Raw genomic sequence first — 20,436 nt, forward strand, 5'->3', positions numbered from 1 at the left:
TAGTAAATAGAACGAGTTAGAATTACTACTGTAAATTTGGTTTACTATATACATATACGACGGGCAAAGGAGATAGTACAATGCAGGCACCACCTTCTTTTTATGAAGGCGATACGTTAGAGGTCGCAAAGAAGTTACTCGGACATAAACTCGTTCATATTGTAGACGGCATAAAGCGAAGCGGAATTATTGTAGAAGTAGAAGCATACAAAGGTCCAGATGATAAGGCCGCTCATAGTTACGGAGGAAGACGGACTAATCGAACAGAAGTAATGTTCGGCGCACCAGGACATGCTTACGTATATTTAATTTACGGTATGTATCATTGCTTTAACGTAATTACAGCATCAATCGGCACCCCGCAAGGAGTTCTTATTCGTGCTCTTGAACCTGTAGACGGAATCGAAGACATGACACTAGCGCGCTACAACAAAACTGACATTACGAAAGCTCAGTATAAAAACTTAACAAATGGCCCCGGAAAACTATGCCGCGCACTCGGAATCACTTTAGAAGAGCGCGGCGTATCACTTCAAAATGATACGTTACATATTGAATTAGTTCCTGAAGAAGGCCATTTATCATCCACACATAACATACTAGCTGGTCCTCGTATTAATATTGATTATGCAGAAGAAGCCGTTCACTATCCATGGCGGTTTTATTATGAAAAGCATCCGTTTGTTTCAAAGTAAAGGAACTATCCTATAAGTTGGTTTCACTGACTTATAGGATAGCTCTTTTTTTGCATAAAAAAATCGCCCCACCCTGTATATTTACAAACGATCAAACCAATAGAAATACGAAGGCGGTTTCGTATTTCATCACACATCGAAAAGCCGAAATCCGGGATTGGATTTCGGTTTTGTATAGATAGAAGGAACCATTTTCTCTCCAAAATTCCCAAATGCAGTTCACCTCCGAAGAGGAACCTAAAAAAATATTAATTTTTTTATGAATTTTTTAATGCATTGTAATTATCTAAATTGAATTTCGACATAATGAAAGTTCCTGTTGGAGTTAAAAGTTGAGAAATAGATTGTATGACATGAGGTAATTGCGCTGGCTCAATAGGATGTGATAGTAGGATGTACTGGAATTTTTCATCTGTAAATAACTCGTGTAACTTGTCATACTCACTAGAAGTTGTAGGACCTACCCTATTTGCAAGAGCTGCCGCTTTTTCATTAACTTCTGCACCGAATGTGGAAACTGCCGGGTAACGCCTTTTCATTTCTAATAAAGTTGCACCACATCCAGCTCCTATATGAAGAATATTTACTTGATCAGGCGCAAATCGATCGACAATTGCTAGTAAATCATAATGAATGTATAAACTTTCACCATAAAATCCCCATTTTTCATACAATTTTATATTATTTGCATGTAAAACTATGGAAAAGTTAACACTGTCTTCTCTCCACGATACACTTCCATAGTGATGAATAAATGTATCTTTACATAAATACAATTTATATCCCTTTTCAAACATTCTTAACGACAAATCATCATCTTCATAATTCCCTGGTGTAAATCGTTCATCTAATACTCCAACTTCATCTAACACTGATTTTTTTATAAGCATACAAAATCCTATTAATTTCATACGTTCTTCCCATTTATTTTTATCACTTTGATTATATAAAGTTGCAAAATTCTGCATCCCTTGCATATCCTTATAAAAGGTTTGTATAGCAGTATAGTAAGCAGCATTATTAGTGACGGGTCCTACAGCTCCAGTATCTTCGTTTTCATACAAACACCGAATTAAGTTCCTTAACCAATTTTTAGTTACGACCACATCATTATTTAATAATAGAATATTATCACCTTTTGCCTTTTTAATTCCCTGGTTGCATCCCTTTGGAAAACCCATATTTTCTGCATTTTCCACTAGTATAATATCCAATTGTTTTTGTAACCATTCTACAGTACCATCTGTTGATGCATTGTCCACAACTATTAACTCATACTCTTGTTCCACTGTATAAGTTCTAATACTTTGGATGCATTCTTTTGTGTATTGTAATTGATTATGAGTTAATATAATTATACTTGTGAGCATGAATCAGACTCCTCTCAGCAACCGAAATAATTATCTAGTATTATTAAATACTATTTTTTGAATAAACCATCAAAATATTTTCTATTATATTCAATACTTGGATTATTAGGTATGAACTGTGCAGCTTGTTCGTTGTGATAAATTGCCTTTTCATATTCTTTTATTCGATCATAACAAATACATAGTTGAATATGCGGCAACCATGTATGACACTCTTCCCGGACAAATGGAGAATCTTTTGACCTTGGTCCGTCAATTGCGGCATGGTACCAATATATTGCTTTGGCATATTCACTTTGTTGCAAAAATACACGTCCTAAGTGGCAACAAAGTTCTCCTCTAGGTGTGTCATACATAAATGATTGTAAACACGAATGTATAGATTTTTTTAAGTCCCCCAGCTCTAAGTAACATTCGGCTCTTTTTAAACAAGCTTGAATATTATCTTCAACCCAACCCTTTTCTTCATCTAAAAACCTTGAATACCACTTAACAGCCTTATCATATAATCTGTGATCCTTACATTCATTTGCATAATAGTACACATCGCGGGGGCTAAACTCTTTTCCACTCTCAAGATGTTTTTCATATATTTTTAAATTACGATTAGTATATGCTTTTTCTTTTTTATGACTTACCCCTACATCACTATTTATAAGATTTCCATACACCTCTAAATATTCATGAACAAATCCATACCATTGAAAATTTTTACTTCTGTTGACTAATCGATATCTCCTTAAAGAATGCGTTGGATTTCCTTCTATATCAAAAGTTAAATAATATTTCATAGATACTGCATCCGTACTACGATCTAATGTATGTTTTAACTGTAGCAATTTCTTTCCATCATCCGTACCTATTATGTCATCTGCGTCTAGCCAAAGAATATATTCTTTTGTAGCTTTAGAAAATGCAAAATTTCGTGCCGCTGAAAAATCTTCAATCCATTGAAAATCATAAACTTTCGCATCGTACTTCTTCACAATCTCTTTTGTAGCATCTGTTGAACCTGTATCTACAATAATAATTTCATCCACAACACTTTTGACCGATTCTAAGCATTTTGATATAGCCTGTTCTTCATCTTTTACAATCATGCATAAACTAATAGTAATTGAGTTTTCCATCATATCCCCCCTACCCTTTTGATGTATATGTTTGGAGAGAAATTTATATTTCTTTTGCTTCAAAATTGGGGTTTCATTTTACAAATTAAACATAATGAGGCCTGCAGTGAAATTAGAGAGGGGAATTTCACGAGAAGATTGCGAACCAATGATAAAAACCGAAGCCTGAACAAGACTTCGGTTCTTTATATAGAGAATACATAATTTCGATTCCTTTTTACTCCGCACCTTCCGCGGCCGCAATATCATTCTCTAAGTTTTCTCTTGATAATTCAGCTGCCATAAAATCAGCTGTTTCAGGAAGTGCTAAATGCATATGAGCTTTTTGACAAATTTGTATCGTACAGTTTTCTACAACATAGTCGAAAACATGTCCGCCCCCGCTTCTTTCATCATCAATGTAATGTAAGTGGAAACCAGCTACACCAATACCTTGCGCGTAATCTGGTGTCCAAAATCCAGCTAGCGTACCTTCTGTATCTTTAAATGAAAAGATCGGTTGTGATTTCGTCACTTCAACGAGCGGCGTATACGGTTTTTCTTGTCTTGGAACAGTTCTCGTTCTTACTTCACGGAACGTACCATCCATTCGAATCGCATAAAATAAGTTTTTACTTGGCATTAATTCATGTAATAACGCTTCCACTTCTTCACGATTCATCGGACGCTCTACCGTATAACTCATTTCTTTTTCAAAAAACGTTACAGTCGCAAAAGGTGTTGTTTCTTCCAGGTCTACTTTTTCCGCTGAACCGTCTGAACGTAAATGATAAAATTCATTATCAAATGCGATCATTTCACCATCTAATTGATCAAATGTGCCGATGCCGAAATCACCACGTTCTTTTAGTTCCTCAAAGTTAATAACACCATCATATATACCATCTAATAGTGCAAGCATTGTAGATGTTTGATATACTTCATTATTCGTTTTCGTTCTTTTTGCATCAATATCAATTAATTGCGCAACAGTCATCTCACTCATGCCCCCATTAGTTTAATTGGTTTGGTAATAGTTTCTCGCTTAATTTAATGTTGTCACGATAGTCAATTGGAATATCAATAATGACAGGACCGTCTGCTGCTAATGCTTCTCTCAATACACCCTCTAATTCGTCTGGTGTATTGACACGAAGACCTAACGCCCCGAAACTTTCTGCATATTTCACAAGATCAACATCGCCAAACTCTGTAGCTGATGTTCTACCGTATTTCATCATTTGTTGGAACGCAACCATATCATATGTACCGTCTCTCCAAACGAGATGTACAACCGGTGCATTTAAACGTACCGCTGTTTCTAACTCCATCGAAGAGAATAAGAAACCACCATCACCTGACACTGAAACAACTTTTTTACCCGGCTCAACTAAAGTAGCGGCAATTGCCCAAGGAAGTGCAACACCTAACGTTTGCATACCGTTACTAAATAATAGTCTGCGTGGTTCATAAGAACGGAAACATCTTGCCATCCAAATATAATGGGAACCGATGTCACACGTAACAGTTGTATCGTCATCAATTAAAGAGCGAAGTGTACGAATGACTTGAAGTGGATGCGTAACACCTTCTGAAGCACGGTTTGGAACTTCTGCTTGCTCTGATAATTTTGCGCGTAATCGCTCTAAAACTGCTTCTGATTTCGTATTTAATACAAGCTTCGGTAATTTCTCCGCAATGCCATTTACAGTTAAAGCGATATCACCAATTAATTCACGCTCTGGTTGGTAATCATGATCGATATCCGCTTGGTGGTCATCAAGATGAATAATCGTTCTGTCTCCAAGTTTATTCCAGAATTTCGGATCATACTCAATTGGGTCATAACCGATAGAAATAACAAGATCCGCTTCCTCTAGTAAAATATCACCTGGTTGGTTACGGAATAATCCAACGCGGCCGAAGAAATGCTCTTCTAACTCACGTGAAATCGCGCCAGCTGCTTGATATGTTTCAACAACAGGAAGTTCTGTATCAGCAATTAATTCACGAACCGCTTTCGTTACTTCATTCGTGCTCGCTCTCATACCGAGTAAAATAACTGGTAATTTCGCTGATTTTATTTTTTCTACTACATATGTAATCTCATGTGTGGGAGCGATTCCAAGCTGTGGCTTAGAAAGCGCACCGATAGACTCTACAGTCGTTTCCGCAGTCATAACGTCTTGCGGAAGACTTACTAAAGTTGCTCCCGGATTTGTAGAAGTCGCACTTCGAAACGCATTACTTAATGCTTCTGGCACATTATCTGGATGCTCTACTTCTACGCTATATTTTGTGATTGGTTCGAATAGTGCAGCATTATCCATAGATTGATGCGTACGTTTTAAGCGATCAGTACGCGGAACTGCACCAGCTAAAGCAACAACGGGATCACTCTCCGCATTCGCAGTAACAAGACCTGTCGCTAAATTTGATGTCCCTGGTCCTGAAGTTACAAGACATACGCCCGGTTTCCCTGTTAATCTACCAATAGCAGCTGCCATAAAAGCTGCGTTTTGTTCATGACGACAAACAATTAACTCTGGTCCTCTTTCTTGCAGTACATCAAATACAGAGTCAATCTTCGCTCCTGGAATACCGAAAACATGTGTAACACCCTGTTTAATTAAACAATCAACAACAAGATCTGCTCCTTTTGTTTTTGTTTTCACGTCGTTTGCTTTTACACCTGTACTCAAACTAATCATCCCTTTATTTCATAATGTGTGTAATAAAGATTTTTAATTTCACCTAGTTAATTAACGTGGTGAAGTATCGTTTATCATTATATTACAAATGCATTATTTTTCCAACGATATGAATTTGACAGTTTTTTGACAACCTCTAAGGAATACGCTTACAAACCTTTGTTTATCCTAAAATAATATTTTTATATCTCCTCTAAAAATGCACGAAAAAATTCCATCTAATCACAGTATTAATAAGATTATAGTACCTTGCAAAGGACACTACTAAATGATATATTTGTAAATATTGGAATTCCCGATAATTGGAACGCACCTTATAATTCGTATCCCCCTTTTCAAAAGATAGGATTCTCAGCTGTAATTCATCATTTTATAAAGGAAAGTGATTGTTATGAACAAAAGTGAATTTTTGGAACAACTTAGTTCTTCCCTGCGGAATATGCCTAGTTTAGAAAAGAAAGATATTATTTCAGAGTATGAAACTCATTTTATCAGTGCTAAACAGGATGGGAAATCTGAAGAAGAAATTTCCAGGAAACTAGGAGACCCTAAAACTATTGCTAACGAACTTAATGTTTCCTATGCAATACAAAACGCGGACAATAAACGAAGCTTCAAAAATATGATAACCGCACTATTTTCTGTTATGAGCTTAAGTGTTTTAAAATTTGCCTTTATCATTATCGCCTTTTTCGTACTACTCTTTTTATTACCGATTCTTCTAGCACTTATCATTGCCACTCCATTCTTAATCATTTCACCTATTTTATTAATAGGGTTAGGATTTTTTAACGGGTTTCATCAAATCAGTTATTCCGATGTTTACAATGTGTTCATCGCTTTTTGCAGCGGTTTACTCATATCCGTCATATCTTACCAAATGGTAAAACATCTATACGCAACTTTAGTAAAGTATTTGAAATGGAATATAGCTATTTTACAAAGATAATAATGAATATAAAAGGAGATTAAAATGAAGAAGTATACTTTATATCTACTCATGTTACTTACAATTTTATTTCTATCAGCTTGTTCAAACAGTGCACAACCTAAGGAAGAAAACGATGTGCAATCTATTAAAGATGTAACGATAAAAATTCCAGAAACTATATTCACTTCCTCAAAAAAGAATGAAACGATTAACGAAGACGAAATGAAACAAAATATAAAAACTTATTTAGATTATAGCGGAGAGTTAGAGGAAAACATCGTTCCACTTTCATCATCTATGTCTGACGAGAATGTCACGGAATCCGACCGAGAGAAATTAAAGCAACTAGTAGATTTAGCGCAACAAAATGATGCGAATTTCCATGATTTTATTAGTAACAATACGATCCCTGATGATTACAAAAAACCTTCGAAAGAAATGTATGAATTCATTTCAGCATCTACGGCACTTTCAGTAGAACTAGAGCACGAATTAGACAAAATCGCGCAAGATGGTAACTTATTCAAAACTGATTTTTCTTTTACAAAACGCTTTGAGAAAGTTAATGGTAGAAAGCAAAAAGAAATTGAAAAGTTTTTGAAGGAAAAACATATTAGAACTGAGTATTTCAACAAGTAATGATATATGTAAAAGAGAAATTGAAAGATACATCATATATCCCCTTCAAAATAGTCACTAACACATGGCTATTTTGAAGGGGATTTTTTTGTGGAAGGACTATCAAATTTCCTACACACAAAAAAACGCCCCATACTAGGAGCGTCTTCCACTATTAAGCTTGTTGTTGCGCGCTATATAATTCTTCAAGTGGCTGCATAATGATTTTGTTAACGTCAGTGATAACGATGTTTAAACGTTGCTCAGTTTCCATTAACTTTGTGATTTTAGCATCTTGTTGAATGCGAGCTACAACTTCTTGTGCTTTTTGGTTATCTTCTCCAGTGATTTCTTGGCCTTGCATCATTTTTTGTTGTAAGCCAAGTTGCATCGTACGGAACTCTTCAAATAAGTTCTTTGACTCTGCATCTCCTTGTACTGCTGCGTAGCTTGCTTTTAATGTTTGGAAATCTTCGTTTTCAGCGATTGCTTTTTGTAATTCATATGCAACATCATGAATGTTTTTTGTCATTTTATTTTTCCTCCTTTAGAAGGCTAGCACTTTTCATGCGCACTGCCTTTTACGTGCCTTTACATAGGCACCTCTTCTTACCATATCAAACTATGCAAGAGATGTGAAGAAATTTCACTTTATTTCTATGTATTCGCTTTTATTACCTAAGGAACAGAAGTAACAACCCTTGCATAAGTCCAATCATTCCGCCTAATAATGCACCTAAATACGTAATCATTTTCAATTCATTTTTTGTTATGGACAAGACAAGATCTTCTAGTCTCTCTGTTGAAAATGTAGATACTTCTTGCTGGACAATTTCCGCAAGGTGTAGATTGTTTAGTATGCTCGCTACATTTTCTGTTCCCCACTTCAAGCCTTTCGTTACTGCGCTTGGAACTACTTTTTCAATAACTGTTTCTCGAACTGGTTCACATACTTGCTGCACAGACTGATTTAAAAATCTACTCACCGTTTCCTTTACTTTAACAGCTGACAATATGGAACTCACAATCATTTCTTTCTCTACAAACGTTTCTAATTCTTGTACGTCTCTTCCTTTTAACTTTTCCCATTCTTTTTGCAGTACATCAGTTAAAAGCCGCTCTGTTTCGTCTTGTCCTAAAAACTTAATTACTTCCGGCTGCACACGATCCACTAAACTTACATTTCCTAAAAACATACCGACTAAATTAAGCAGCGTTCCGCGAGAAGCGAAAAAGTCATCGATCATTTTTGAAAGGCGTGCCTTTCCTTCTTCACTTTCAAAAAAGCGAATTCCTCTTTTCAAAATAAAAGATGCTACATTTGGAATCGCATTCTCTACTTTTTCATGAACAGAATGAGGTAAAGCCTGTTCCCATGTATATGTATAGTACTCTGCTAAAAATGCATGAATTTTTTCTGTAATAACATGTTCGATTTTTTGAGTCGCCTCTTCTTCTACATGTGTTAAATTCCATTTTTCTAACATATCCCGTAACGATTGTTCATTCGTAATTACTTTATCAACTTCCACTTGTGTCCAGCGAATTAAACTGGCTTGAAACTCTTCATTTGTTAATTTCTTTCCGATTCCTTCTGGTGTTAACAAATGTTCTACAACCATTTTCCCTAATTGAACAGCAAGCTCATCACGACGCTTCGGAATTAACCCTGGCGTAAATGGAACTTGAAACTTCCCAATATAAATAGGACGATGAGGACGGAATAACATTTTTATTGCTAAATGATTCGTGTACCCTCCAATAATCGCCCCGAGTCCTGTCGTTGTTAGCATATTCAACCATATATTCATCATAATCAACCTTTCACTTCTCCAAAACTATAGCATATCATCATACGGACAAAAGTATAATGGTATAAAAACGTATTTGCAATATATAGCTTCGTCTATTATGCAAACATCTTATTACTAAAGGAGTGATTTCGTTGGTTCTTGGTCTTTTAACTTCTAAATTTCATCACGAGCAAATGTATTACACCGAAATCGCTAAGCGAGCTCGTCTTTATCATAACGTCGTTGCCCAATTCACACCGTTTAGCATTGATTCAAAGACAGATCTTGTTTCTGGTCTTATTTACGATACAGATACAGGAAATTGGATAGATCAAACCTTTCCCATTCCTTCATATATATATGATCGCTGTCATTTCAAGGAGGATAAAGAATTCCAACAAGCAAAATCGATTATTCATTCATTACGCAAACGTTCCTCGACTACTTTTTTAAATAACACTCTTATTAATCCAAGTGATTTACACAATCTTTTTCTTACTAATAAACGTCTTTCCCCTTACATCCCAAAAATAAAAAAAGGAACGGTCCAAGGAATTTTCAAATTACTACTAGAAACAAGAGATATTGTTATACGCCCTCTCAATATACACTCTAATGAAAATTTATATCGAGTCACTTACAAACATAAAACATTTCATATCGACACAATAAATGAACAGCATTGTACTTCTACTCAATTCAAACGGACAGATGAATTTATATCATGGTGCAAATCGAACGTACACTCATCCCATTATATGATCCATCCAATGTTACAACCTCCAAATCAACTATCATATCCAATTCATATTCGGACCATTATGCAAAAAAACAAAGAACAGAATTGGGAAGTACTCGGTCAATTCATACAAAAGTCTTCATTCCCAGCGCAATTTTTACTTTCAGTAACAGAGCGGTCCATGTTACATCCATTTTCCAAAATTAAATATTTACTTTCTTCAACTGGTGTTCAATTATTGAAAGATGCTTTACATGATGTTGTAAATGAAGTGTTTAAAACACTCGATCAGTCCTATTCGTCATTATTTGAATTAGAGCTTTCTACCATTATGGATCAAAAAGGTGCCATTTGGCTTATGTACGTCAATACGATGCCGTCTTACGAAGTTTATACTAGGTACAACGACGAACTGGCTGAACAAATTTTTCATGGTCCATTAAAGTTTAGCCGATTTACACCATAACGAAAGGAGGAAATCCCCGTTGAAAGAGCACATATATACATTAAGTATTTCAGATGAGAATCCAAATAGTATTACTTTACCTTACGTTTTTTCTATTACACCACCAATTACATCCCTTTCCTTTGGCTTACGTTATATTACATGTGAGAATATTAAAATTCATTATTCATTCACTCGAGAAATCATTATTGGAGAACAAATTGCAGCTAAACTTTTACTACCGCATTCAGCAACAATCCATGCCTTCATACAAAATCAAACCATTGTTTTCGGTCCATTAATCGGGATTTTCACAACTGGCTTTAACGATGATTCTAATTCTCCTTTAGGAAATCGTTCCATCTCTCTCGGTGAGCTACTAACACCACCATTCACATTGCAGCCATTTGTATTTGTCTTTGGCATTCAACATATAAACTGGGAAGAGGAAACCATTGAAGGGTACTTCTTTCAAGAAAGCAAATGGGTAAAAAACAAAGTCCCTTTACCAAATGTCATTTACGACCGTTTACCAAATCGGCAAGCAGAAAATTACAAACCTATCGTAAGAGCAAAAAAACGATTAGAAAGCGACTATGCGATTCCGTGGTTTAATCCGGGATTTTTCAATAAATGGGAAGTGCATCAACTTTTAATGAAAGAAGATTCAATTAAACAATTCTTACCACATACAGAAGTATTTCAACATTTTGAACAAGTAGAACGACTTCTCGGTACGTATAAGTACATTTATATGAAACCAATACATGGTAGCTTCGGAAGAAATATTCATCAAATACTCTATTCTCAAACTGATAATTGCTACTATTGTCGTTATCGTGAAAATGAACAAAACAAACTAAGAAAGTATCAATCATTAGAAGCCCTTCTTAACCATGTGTTAAAAGGACATGATTTAAAAAAGTTTATCGTACAACAAGGTATCTCACTGCTCCGCTTCGAAGGGCAACCCGTCGATTTTCGCATTCACACAAATAAAAACCATTTTGGTAATTGGGTAGTCAGTGCAATCGTCGCAAAAATCGCCGGCAAAGGGAGCTTAACAACTCATGTAAATAGCGGTGGTGATACGAAATTACTTCAGGAACTGTTTCCTGATTCAACAAAGCAAGTTCAAATTGAAAATAAACTAAAACAAACAGCCTTACAAATCAGTTATGCACTCGACCAACAAGTAACCGGGAACATAGGAGAAATTGGTTTTGACATCGGTTTAGACAACGCTGAAAATCCGTGGCTATTTGAAGCAAATTCTAAACCGGGGCGAACTGTATTCCAAGATGAAAAGTTAAAAGAACAAAGTGAACTTACGCGCCAATTATTTTATGAATATGCCATCTATTTAACTGAACATTCTTTGTGCGGTCCGAAAGAAAAAACATCTCAAATCCAATCGAATACTGCACCTAACACCGGGAATATCCCGTCCCCTATGATTAACTCGCAAATACAAAAACTTCCACCTCACTCATAAGGTGGAAGTTTTCTATTTATCCCGCTATTCGCCGGGCAGTAAAACTCCCACCTCAAAATTCGGCTGGAGCAAAGAAGTTAGGCGGGAGCCCTGCTGCCCGTAAACGCCCGATTGGTGAAGGCTGATAATCAGTGGGGGATGAACAAAACCCCCACTGATTAAAGTTTCACTTTATACAAACTTCACTACAACTTCCGTTTCCACATTACATACTCCGCAATAAAAAATATGATTGCAGTACTCATTTGAATTATTATGTGTTAAACCGTCTACCGCACTTAATAATTCCTGATCCATATATGCACTGTAATCATCTATGTAATCTACAGCTTTCCCATAATCTTGGAGTATTCCTTGGCAATTTTGACAAGAATATGTTTGTGATTCTAGCGCGTTGCAAAGCGGGCAAATTCCCATCGTGATTCCTCCATACGTTGTCGTTTAAAAGCCTGTAAAAAACCCTCTTTTTTTAGATGGAAGAGAGCATCTAGCCGTTCTTAGACGCGGTTATTTCCTTTTCCTGCCCCATCCTGGGTTAAAACAGAACTATGCAGTTGCTACCGATTTAATTTTCATTTTACTAAGCTGGAATTTTTCTCATTTTAATTATATTTTCGTTTAAAAACCTCTTTTTTTAGATGGAAGAGAGCATCTAGCCGTGCGTAGACACGGTCAGTTCCTTTTTCTGCCCCATCCCGAGTTAAAACAGAACTATTCAGTTGCTACCGTTTAATTTTCATTTTACTAAGCTCGAATTTTTCTCACTTTAATTATATTTTCGTTTAAAAGCCTCTTTTTTCAGATGGGAGAGGGCATCTAGCCCTGCGTAGGCACGGTCAGTTCCTTTTCCTGCCCCATCCCGGATTAAAACAGAACTATGCAGTTGATACCGATTTAATTTTCATTTTACTAAGCTTTAATTTGTCTCACTTTAACAAATCATAAGTTAAGTAAGCCAAGCTTGTTATACAAAGAAAAAACACATATGATTTCGCTATTAGTTTAGCCTTCTTTCTTAAAAATACAACGATTATTCTTATTTCATAATTTACGAAATGATGAAATATTTTTTACAAAATTTACAAATTATTATTTTGTATATCTTTCTAGGTAACATCCATACTATGAGTACAAACTTAATTACCGATGGATTAGCGCCAACGGGGCGATAATCTGGTTCAAATCCAGCTAGTCCAACCAAAAAAACTTTTATAACTCTAAGGAGGATATATTCCTATGGCAAACCAAAGTTCTTACAATCAATTAGTAGTACCAGGTGCAACAGCAGCAATCGATCAAATGAAGTACGAAATCGCTCAAGAATTTGGTGTACAATTAGGAGCAGATTCTACGGCTCGCGCTAACGGTTCTGTTGGTGGAGAAATTACAAAACGTTTAGTTGCAATGGCTGAGCAAAGCCTTGGCGGATTCCAAAAATAAATATATATGGCAAAAAGGTCTCAGGGCATATGCCCTGAGACCTTCCTTAATTTACTGCAACATTTGTAAAAACTTCTTCGTTCGTTCTTCTTTTGGATTTGTAAATACATCTTCCGGTGTACCTTGTTCGACAACGACACCGCCATCCATGAAAATAACACGGTTCGCAATTTGATGAGCAAAGCGCATTTCATGCGTTACAATGACCATCGTCATTCCTTCTTTAGCAAGTTCTTTCATAACCTTTAAAACTTCTTGAACTAGCTCAGGATCAAGTGCTGACGTTGGCTCATCAAATAGTAAAACTTCAGGCTCCATCGCAAGCGCACGAGCGATTCCAACGCGCTGTTGTTGTCCACCTGATAATTGGAACGGATATAAGTCTACTTTATCCGCAAGACCAACTTTTTCAAGGACATAGTTTGCTTTTTTCTTCGCTTCTTCTTTCCCCATCTTTTTCACTGTAACGAGCCCTTCCATTACATTTTGAAGTGCTGTTAAATGAGGAAATAGATTATGTTGCTGGAATACCATACCTGTTTGCGTACGAAGATTTACAATATCTTTCTTCAATACTTTTTTAGAGAAATCGAGCTCTTTATTGCCGATGCGAATGTTACCAGCGTTCGGCGTTTCTAACACGTTGAGGCAACGTAAGAATGTCGTTTTACCCGACCCAGATGGCCCGATAATAACAACTACTTCACCCTTCTCAACTGATAAGTCTATATGTTTTAGTACGGTATTATCTCCGAAACTTTTTTGTAAATGTTGAATTGAAATCATAAAAACAAAAACTCCTTTTATGAAAGGGTTATTTTAGAGTATAACGTTCTGAACGTTTTTCTAATATTTGTTGCACGATAGATAATAAGAAGCAAATTACCCAATAAATTAGACCTGCTTCGAAATAAACAATTAAAAACTCATAGTTCATTGCCGCAATTTCCTGCGCTTTTCGGAACATTTCTGTTACTAAAATTAACGACGCTAATGACGTATCCTTCAATAAACTAATAAATGTATTCGAAAGCGGCGGAATAGATACACGCGTTGCTTGCGGTAAAATAACACGTTTTAATGCTTGCGGATATGTCATCCCAATTGTATAAGCTGCTTCCCACTGTCCTTTCGGAATAGAAAGAATAGAAGCACGAATAATTTCAGATGCATATGCACCGACATTTAATGAAAAACCAACAATTGCTGCTGTATATGGCTCAACCTCAATATTAAGAGTTGGAAGACCATAGAAAATAATAAATAACTGTACAAGAAGTGGCGTTCCGCGAATGATAGATACATAGATACGAGCAATCCATTGTAAAATACGACTACCTGAAATACGCGCGAGCGCTGTTAACGTCGCAAGTATAATACCGATAATAAATGTAATAAGCGTTAACGGAATTGTCGTAAAGACAGCTTCCTTCAGCATAGGCGAGAAGGAAGTTTGCATAATATCTATCCATGTAGACAATCGATCTGAGACAACTGCACTACTTAGAAACATTTTCACCGAACCATTTTTTCGTTATTTTGTCATACGTACCATCTTTTTTCATATCTTCTAACGCTTTATTTACTTCTTGTACAAGTTTGTCGCTACCTTTACGGAATAAGAATCCACTTTGTGATGCTTCTTTTTCTGTATCTACAATTTTAATTTTTGCATCTTTTTTCATTTCTAAATAGTTTAACACTGATAATTTATCATTGATTGTGAAATCAACGCGGCCAGAACTTAATAATTCAGCTGCTTGGCTAAATCCTTCTACACCCTCGATGTTCGCACCGTTTTTCTTAGCGATATCTGCGTAGTTACTCGTTAAAGATTGTGCTCCTTTTAATCCTTTTACATCAGCAAATGTAGCAGGCTTATCTTTATCTTTTGCGATAACTAATGCTGCTGAAGAAGAAATGTATGGACTAGAGAAGTCATATTTCTTTTGGCGATCTTCACGAATACCAACTTCGTTCGCAACCATATCGAAACGTTTTGCATCTACTCCTGCAAGTAAACTATCCCATTGTGTTTCTTTAAATACAGGTTTTACACCTAAACGTTTTGCAACTTCTTCTGCTAATTCAACGTCAAATCCAGTTAATTTATCCTTTGAATCGTGGAACGTAAATGGTGGATATGTACCTTCTGTACCAATTACAAGCTCACCGCTTTGTTTTATCTTCTGTAACGCATCTTGACTAGCTGTATCTTTTTTCTCTTCTTTGCCGCAGCCCGCTACAATCCCAATCGCTAATGTAGTTACTGCAAGCACTGAAAATATTTTTTTCATGATAGTAGTCCTCCAAGTATTCTGATAGGAATTTAAAAACTATATTGATTGTATGCAATTTCGAACAATTTTTCAATGAAAATGTTCTTATTTAGTTTATCCTTTTTCTTCATAATCAAACAAAATGGAAAAATACCGCTACATACAAAAAATAAGTAACATTTTTTAATATAGCATTTATAAAGAAAAAGGTAAAACAATACTTACTTATTTATAAGTTTTTCAGCCGGTGAAATATATTAACTTCTGAGCGGACAATCCAATCAAAAAAAGAACTTGCGAAAATCGCAAGTTCTTCTAAAAATTAAGCGCTCTGGTTTCCTTCCATTTGCGTTTTGTACATATCGTAATAACGCCCGCGCTTTTTCATTAATTCGTCATGCGATCCTTTTTCCAAAATCGTTCCTCTATCGAGCACAATAATTTGATCAGCGCTCTTAATTGTTGAAAGGCGATGAGCGATAATAAACGTCGTTCGTCCTTTCTTCACAACTTCTAGCGCTTGTTGAATCATCGCTTCTGTTTCGGTATCAATGCTGGAAGTCGCTTCATCTAAAATTAAAATAGCAGGATCAAAAGCAAGTGCCCTAGCAAACGATATAAGCTGACGCTCTCCGGTTGAAAGCGTACTTCCTTTCTCCGTAATTTTTTCATCTATATTGTTTGCAAACCTTTCAGCACCAACATCACGTAACGCCTTTATGATGCGATCTTTTGAAATTTTTTCATTTTCTAAGCTTACATTGGATGCCACTGTCCCGCTAAATAAAAACGGATCTTGCAGTACGATCCCCATATGTTTACGTGTTGCTTGTTTCGGCATCTCTGTTACATCGTGACCATCAATCGTAAGCTTCCCTTTTTGAAATTCATAAAACTGAAAGAGCACATTCATAATGGAACTTTTTCCTGATCCAGTATGGCCGACAAGTGCCACTGTCTCCCCTTGTTTCGCTTCAAAAGAAATATTTTTTAACACTTCATCTTTTCCATTGTAAGAAAACGAAACATTATCGAATTTCACATTTCCGGTTAAGCGAGGCATACGTTCTTCTTCTACTGCCTCTCCCTTTTCCTCTAGCAATTCAAAGACACGCTCTGATGCAACACGCGATTGCTCTAAGTTAGCAAGTTGGTTCACCATGTTCGTAATTGGCGAGAATAACCTCGTTAAATAATCGACGAAAGCATAAAGTATCCCGAGTGAAACGATGCCCGAAGCGCTTAATGAAGCACCACCGAAATACCAAATTACACCTGTAAAAGCGATGTTTCTTAATACAGACACTAAATTATGCGAAGTTGCTGCATTTAAATTTAAAATTTTATTTTGATATTTAAAATAATCGCCATTGAGCTCTTCAAATTCCTTCTTCGTTTCACGCTCTTGACGAAATGCTTGAATAATTGGCATCCCTTGAATCGATTCATTCACCGTTCCGTTAATATCCGATAAACGTGAACGCATTTTATGATTGTATACAGACGCATACTTTCTATACATAATCGCCCAAACAATTAAAATTGGGATGATAAGTAAACATAGCGCCGCCAGTTTTACATCAAGTAAAAATAACGCAGCGAAAATCCCGATAATATAAATAATGCTAGAGACGAATGTCGCAAGTACCGTTACATATAAATCACGAATTGCCTCTGTATCATTCGTTACACGCGATACAATTTTCCCTGCTGGTAAATGGTCAAAATAACGAATTGGCAACGTTTGAATATGGGAAAAGACGTCTTCCCTCATAATTTGAATAATTTTGTTTGCCGCCTTCTGTAAGAAGAACTGCTTTCCGTATGCAAATAATGATACGACTACTAATAAAGCGAAATAACCACCGCCAAGTAATAGTAAACGATTTATTTCCGGTTTATAAAACGCAAATACTTCTTCTTTCGTTAAGGCTTTCGTTTTATACACTTGCACTGCCTTACCACTTTGTACTGTAAGCACATCGCCCTTAACAGAACGACTTCCTTCAAGCGTTATTTTATTCGGCACAAAATAGTACTGAAAACCAACTTGAATCACTCGGACTTCTTTCCCTTTTTTCTCACCTTCTTCGAAGCGATCACTTCGCTTATACAAGGCGCCATTATATGAAACTGCATCCTCACTCTTTTCTGTTTCATACCAAGGTCTCTCTATTCCAACGATATGCTCATCAATCATCGTTTTTGCGACGAAAGGACCCGCGAGTTCTGCAATAACAAAAACAAATAGCATCGCCATCGCTGCAAAGATTGGCCTCTTCACTTTCATCGCATATTGAAACAATCGTTTTGAAACACTCATATTTTCACCCCGCTATCCGTACTTTCACTTTCACCTTGTTGTCTGTCGAGCTGCTCAGCATACCAGCCCCCATTTCGAACGAGTGCTTCATGCGAACCTTCTTCAATAACTTCACCGTTATCCATAACGAGAATCCAATCAGCATGCTGCACCGCTGACAAGCGATGCGTCGTTATAATCGTCGTCTTCCCGCTTCTTTCTGTTCGTATATTTTCAATAATTGCTGCTTCTGTACGAGCATCAACAGCTGATAAAGAATCGTCCAAAATTAAAATTTCTGGATTTTGAATAACAGCCCTCGCAATAGAAATCCTTTGCTTTTGTCCACCTGATAAAGAAACACCTTTTTCCCCAACGAGCGTTTCTAAACCTTCTGGTAAAAACTCTAAATCCTTTTTAAACGCAGCTATTTCAATCGCTTTTTCAAGTTCTTCTTCAGTCGCTTCTCTGTTTCCGAATAAAATATTTTCCTTCGCTGTTTTTGAGAATAAAATGTGTTCCTGAGGTACATACCCAATCCAGCTAAGTACGTTATCATTCGGAATTTTATCGAGCTTCACATCAGAAACTGCAATATCCCCTTCTCCAAGTGGATATTGACGAAGAAGCTGACGAACGAGCGTCGTTTTCCCGCTTCCTGTTTTCCCAACAACTCCAAGTGTGTCTCCCTGTTTTAATGAGAACGAAACATTTTTTAAATTTGTTTCAATTGATGAAGGATATGAAAAAGTAACGTTATCAAATTGAATGTAATCTGGCTCTTTTACAACCTTTGGATCTTTCGGATTCTTTACATCTGGTTCATAAGCTAACGTTTCATTTACACGATCTAACGAAGCATTTCCTCTTTGCATAACATTAATCAATTCACCAATTGCAAACATCGGCCAAATCATCATCCCTAAATAGACGTTAAAAGAAACAAGCTCCCCAAGTGTCACTTTTGACTGAAATACGAGATATGCACCGTACACTAAACCAATTAAATAACTAAGACCGACGAGCATTTTCACAGTCGGCTGGAATAGCGCATCAATTCTTGCTACTCTCATATTTTTCTCGTATACGTCATCTCCTAAATGATGAAACCTTTCTTGATCAGCATTCTCCTGTACATACGCACGAATAACGCGTACACCCGCAATTGATTCCAGCACTTTATCGTTCATATCTCCGAACGCATCTTGTGCGACTGTAAATCGTTCATGCAATTTCTTTCCGTATCTATTCATCGCAAACGCCATAATCGGAAGCGGTATAAGCGCAGCAAATGTTAGCTGCCAACTAATTGAAAAGCCCATCATACAAACGATTGTAAGCATATATAGACTAGAATCAACGAGCGTTAATATACCAAAACCTGCTGTCATGGAAATTGCTTTTAAATCATTTGTCGCTCTCGCCATTAAATCGCCAGTACGATTTTTTTGATAAAACGTCGGTGTCATCTTAAGTAAATGCCCCATAAATTTTGAACGCATCGTTTTCTCAAGTACGAACGCACCGCCAAATAGTTGGTGCTGCCAAATGAAAGTAAGTACATACCCACCAATCGTTACCCCAAATAAAATAAAAATATATTGCATAATTGCCTCGTTCGTTAAGGCTCCTGTTTTAATATTATCAATTGTAATTCCTAACACTTTCGGAGGAATTACCTCTATCACGTTTACAATTAAAAGTACCCCAATTGCGATACTATACCTTTTCCAATGCTCCCTAAAAAACCAGCTTAACTTTAGTAATACTGAAAACAATATAACCTCTCCTTTCTCGTTCTCATTTGACCCTCATTTTTTATCCGCTATCCAAATCCATCACATTTACATTTCGTAAGCCATACAATTTCATCACATTTTTCCACCTTCCAAATTCTGATTTTTTATAGTAACAAGGAAAATAAAGTAAAAATTTAATCAGTGGGGTTTTGTTCATTCCCCACTGATTATTAGCCCACACCAATCGGGCGTTTACGGGCAGCCCGACTCCCGTCCCAACTTCTTTGCTCCAGCTGAATTTTGAGGCGGGAGTCTTACTGCCCGCAAATAGCGGGATAAACAAAAAAAAGCATACCGCCGCTTGACGATATGCAATAGAATGCATAAAAGCGTACGTTACGATATACGCAACGTACGCTTCTCATAGGACAAAAAGGTCCTATATATCCGCACGGGTTGCGTAATGATATGAATGTTTTCCGCCATTTAACAGAGCTAAGCCCATTACATTTACGATTACAATCATTACGCACACCCCCTTCATTTATTTTCCATTTATAATCTTACAACTTTATTGAGTATTCTGTCAATTATTTTTTTCGCTTTAGAATAAAATAATCTTTTATCACAAAAAATGAAGGTGATGCATTCTACTTATAATTCAGTTTAAAATAAGAGAATCTTCTGTAAGAAAGGGCATACAAAATAAAAAAATAATAAGAAACCGTTTTCACAAACATTTCATTTGAAAAATATTATCAAACCACCTA

General features: G+C 36.3%; 18 protein-coding genes. 6 read left to right on the top strand and 12 right to left on the bottom strand.

Annotation, left to right across the window (positions count from 1 at the left end; translation table 11 throughout):
* Positions 1-80: 80 nt before the first annotated feature.
* Complete coding sequence (locus MKX77_RS19800; RefSeq protein ID WP_341307574.1) at positions 81-695, top strand: DNA-3-methyladenine glycosylase; 615 nt, start codon at positions 81-83, stop codon at positions 693-695.
* A 257-nt stretch (positions 696-952) separates the two neighbouring features.
* Here MKX77_RS19800 and MKX77_RS19805 read toward each other — a convergent pair whose 3' ends face one another.
* The 4 genes from MKX77_RS19805 to alsS form a co-directional block, all read right to left on the bottom strand.
* On the bottom strand, positions 953-2,065 hold the full coding sequence (locus MKX77_RS19805) for a glycosyltransferase (RefSeq protein WP_341307575.1): 1,113 nt from the start codon (positions 2,063-2,065) through the stop codon (positions 953-955).
* Positions 2,066-2,115: 50 nt separating this feature from the next.
* A complete protein-coding gene (locus MKX77_RS19810) occupies positions 2,116-3,195 on the bottom strand; it encodes a tetratricopeptide repeat-containing glycosyltransferase family 2 protein (RefSeq protein WP_341307576.1) in 1,080 nt (359 codons plus the stop codon).
* Between the two features lie 217 nt (positions 3,196-3,412).
* Positions 3,413-4,171, bottom strand: a complete 759-nt coding sequence (gene alsD / locus MKX77_RS19815; RefSeq protein WP_341307577.1) for an alpha-acetolactate decarboxylase — start codon at positions 4,169-4,171, stop codon at positions 3,413-3,415.
* 16 nt (positions 4,172-4,187) lie between these two features.
* Positions 4,188-5,876, bottom strand: a complete 1,689-nt coding sequence (gene alsS / locus MKX77_RS19820; protein WP_341307578.1) for an acetolactate synthase AlsS — start codon at positions 5,874-5,876, stop codon at positions 4,188-4,190.
* Positions 5,877-6,276: 400 nt separating this feature from the next.
* Between alsS and MKX77_RS19825 the strand changes: the two genes are divergently transcribed.
* Positions 6,277-6,834, top strand: coding sequence for an HAAS signaling domain-containing protein (locus tag MKX77_RS19825; protein ID WP_341307579.1), 558 nt, complete (start codon positions 6,277-6,279; stop codon positions 6,832-6,834).
* 24 nt (positions 6,835-6,858) lie between these two features.
* On the top strand, positions 6,859-7,455 hold the full coding sequence (locus MKX77_RS19830) for an NDxxF motif lipoprotein (protein WP_341307580.1): 597 nt from the start codon (positions 6,859-6,861) through the stop codon (positions 7,453-7,455).
* Between the two features lie 154 nt (positions 7,456-7,609).
* On the opposite strand, the gene MKX77_RS19835 is transcribed toward MKX77_RS19830, so the two are convergent.
* Positions 7,610-7,966: a YlbF/YmcA family competence regulator gene (locus tag MKX77_RS19835; protein WP_341307581.1), complete on the bottom strand. Its 357-nt coding sequence runs from the start codon at positions 7,964-7,966 to the stop codon at positions 7,610-7,612.
* Positions 7,967-8,108: 142 nt separating this feature from the next.
* Complete coding sequence (locus tag MKX77_RS19840; RefSeq protein WP_341307582.1) at positions 8,109-9,254, bottom strand: DUF445 domain-containing protein; 1,146 nt, start codon at positions 9,252-9,254, stop codon at positions 8,109-8,111.
* Between the two features lie 125 nt (positions 9,255-9,379).
* Here MKX77_RS19840 and MKX77_RS19845 point away from each other — a divergent pair, with 125 nt between their 5' ends.
* Positions 9,380-10,432, top strand: coding sequence for a YheC/YheD family protein (locus MKX77_RS19845; RefSeq protein ID WP_341307583.1), 1,053 nt, complete (start codon positions 9,380-9,382; stop codon positions 10,430-10,432).
* Positions 10,433-10,451: 19 nt separating this feature from the next.
* Positions 10,452-11,906 (top strand): YheC/YheD family endospore coat-associated protein, encoded by a 1,455-nt coding sequence (locus MKX77_RS19850; RefSeq protein ID WP_341307584.1) that lies wholly within the window; start codon positions 10,452-10,454, stop codon positions 11,904-11,906.
* 171 nt (positions 11,907-12,077) lie between these two features.
* Here the strand turns inward: MKX77_RS19850 and MKX77_RS19855 are convergent, their stop codons facing one another.
* Positions 12,078-12,323 carry a hypothetical protein gene (locus MKX77_RS19855; protein WP_002159132.1) on the bottom strand — a complete coding sequence of 82 codons (246 nt, stop codon included), beginning with the start codon at positions 12,321-12,323 and terminating at the stop codon, positions 12,078-12,080.
* A gap of 819 nt (positions 12,324-13,142) precedes the next feature.
* Between MKX77_RS19855 and sasP the strand changes: the two genes are divergently transcribed.
* Positions 13,143-13,346 (top strand): small acid-soluble spore protein, SasP family, encoded by a 204-nt coding sequence (gene sasP, locus MKX77_RS19860; RefSeq protein WP_000013349.1) that lies wholly within the window; start codon positions 13,143-13,145, stop codon positions 13,344-13,346.
* 51 nt (positions 13,347-13,397) lie between these two features.
* On the opposite strand, the gene MKX77_RS19865 is transcribed toward sasP, so the two are convergent.
* The 5 genes from MKX77_RS19865 to MKX77_RS19885 all read right to left on the bottom strand — a co-directional run bounded on the left by MKX77_RS19865 (position 13,398) and on the right by MKX77_RS19885 (position 19,705).
* The gene (locus MKX77_RS19865) at positions 13,398-14,132 is read right to left on the bottom strand and encodes an amino acid ABC transporter ATP-binding protein (protein WP_215555365.1); all 735 of its coding nucleotides are present in this window, start codon (positions 14,130-14,132) and stop codon (positions 13,398-13,400) included.
* A 28-nt stretch (positions 14,133-14,160) separates the two neighbouring features.
* A complete protein-coding gene (locus tag MKX77_RS19870) occupies positions 14,161-14,859 on the bottom strand; it encodes an amino acid ABC transporter permease (protein ID WP_002114865.1) in 699 nt (232 codons plus the stop codon).
* On the bottom strand, positions 14,846-15,643 hold the full coding sequence (locus tag MKX77_RS19875) for an amino acid ABC transporter substrate-binding protein (RefSeq protein ID WP_070127976.1): 798 nt from the start codon (positions 15,641-15,643) through the stop codon (positions 14,846-14,848). Before MKX77_RS19875 ends, MKX77_RS19870 begins: the two co-directional genes overlap by 14 nt.
* A 304-nt stretch (positions 15,644-15,947) precedes the next feature.
* A complete protein-coding gene (locus MKX77_RS19880) occupies positions 15,948-17,948 on the bottom strand; it encodes an ABC transporter ATP-binding protein (RefSeq protein ID WP_341307585.1) in 2,001 nt (666 codons plus the stop codon).
* Complete coding sequence (locus MKX77_RS19885) at positions 17,945-19,705, bottom strand: ABC transporter ATP-binding protein (protein WP_341307586.1); 1,761 nt, start codon at positions 19,703-19,705, stop codon at positions 17,945-17,947. The genes MKX77_RS19880 and MKX77_RS19885 overlap by 4 nt, the downstream gene beginning before the upstream one ends.
* Positions 19,706-20,436: the final 731 nt, after the last annotated feature.

This window comes from Bacillus sp. FSL R9-9410, assembly GCF_038050385.1.
GTDB lineage: Bacteria > Bacillota > Bacilli > Bacillales > Bacillaceae_G > Bacillus_A > Bacillus_A cereus_U.